This is a genomic window from Microcystis sp. M49636_WE2 (genome assembly GCF_030065375.1).
GTDB classification, from domain to species: domain Bacteria; phylum Cyanobacteriota; class Cyanobacteriia; order Cyanobacteriales; family Microcystaceae; genus Microcystis; species Microcystis aeruginosa_C.
Window position 1 is genome coordinate 1 of record NZ_JASJFG010000154.1, and the last position, 1,455, is coordinate 1,455.

Annotated in this window: 1 protein-coding gene; it reads left to right on the forward strand. The window is 39.9% G+C overall.

The genetic code is table 11. The annotated features are described in order from the left end of the window. Positions 1-16: 16 nt before the first annotated feature. Positions 17-1,318, forward strand: a complete 1,302-nt coding sequence (locus PX484_RS03565; protein WP_288102878.1) for a hypothetical protein — start codon at positions 17-19, stop codon at positions 1,316-1,318. Positions 1,319-1,455 lie beyond the last annotated feature (137 nt).

Here is a 1,455-nt window from a genome sequence, read left to right on the forward strand (position 1 = left end):
AGGAACAGTATTTTCTATGAATCCCCAAGAGTCTCTATTACAATCGATCGAAAAATTAGGCTATCGGGTTACGGTGGGTGATGTGGCGGCAAAATCGGGTTTAGAGATTAACGCTGCACAACAGGGATTATTAGCTTTAGCTGCGGAAGCGGGGGGACATTTACAGGTAGCAGATACGGGGGAGATTATCTATCTTTTCCCTGAAAATTTTCGCTCAATTCTTCTGAATAAATATTGGCAATTGCAGTTAAAAGCTTTCGCCAGTAAAATCTGGAAAGTAGTTTTTTATGTTATTCGCATTTCCTTTGGCATTGTTTTAATTATTTCGATTTTAATCCTCTTGCTGGCTATTCTGGCAATCCTGATCGGCTTAATGTTTAAAGATAGTGACTCGGATAACAATTCGGGAAATAACAACATTAATATTAACTTCTTTCCCACGGACTTTTTCTGGATTTTTTATCCCGATTTTGGTAATAACTACTACGAAAAAAGAGATAGGGAAGTTAAGGCAGAAAAACCCCCTAGTAAGATGAATTTTCTCGAGTCAGTTTTTTCTTTTCTTTTTGGCGATGGCGATCCTAATTTTAATTTAGAGGAGAGACGCTGGCAAACTATCGGTAAAGTAATTCAAAATAATCGTGGCTCGATTATCGCTCCACAAATTGCCCCCTATCTCGATAGTATTAACCCCAGTCAGGAGGAGACAGAAGATTATATACTCCCAGTTTTAACTCGTTTTAATGGGTTGCCGCAAGTGTCCGATCGAGGCGATATTATCTATTATTTTCCCGATCTACAGGTGACAACCAAAGAGAGAAAAGTACAAGCATTGTCACCCTATCTAAGGGAAAAACGCTGGAAGTTTAGCGAAGCAGATAGCGGTCAAATTATCTTAGCTTTAGGTTTAGGGGTGGTTAACTTTATCCTCGCTTTAGTTTTAGGATATTTGCTCAAGAGTGATAGTGTCGATTTGAGCGGTTCTCTGGGGTCGATAGTCACAGGAATCTACGGGTTTCTCCTGAGTTATGCCGCTGCTTTTTTGGGGATTCCTCTCGGTCGTTATTTCTTTTTACAGTGGAGAAATGAGCGGGTTAATCAACGCAATCAACAGCGAGAAAAAAGAGCAGATCTATTAGCCCAAAATAATCCTGAATTAGAGCAAAAACTGGCCTACTCTCGTCAATTCGCTGACCAAAAAGTGATTACAGATGCTGATATTAGTTATTCTACCGATCAAGACTATCTCGAACAAGAGATCGAGCGATCGGATAAAATCGATCGAGAATGGCAAAAACGCTTAGAATCCCCCGATTAAGTAGCTGGTTATAATTAAATTAAAAATGGATTTTGCCTTTAATCCCCCCTTGATCCCCCCTTGATAAGGTAGGGTTGATTCATGAATCAACCCTACCCTTGATAACGGGGGTGTCTGATAATTTTTAACGCCTACCT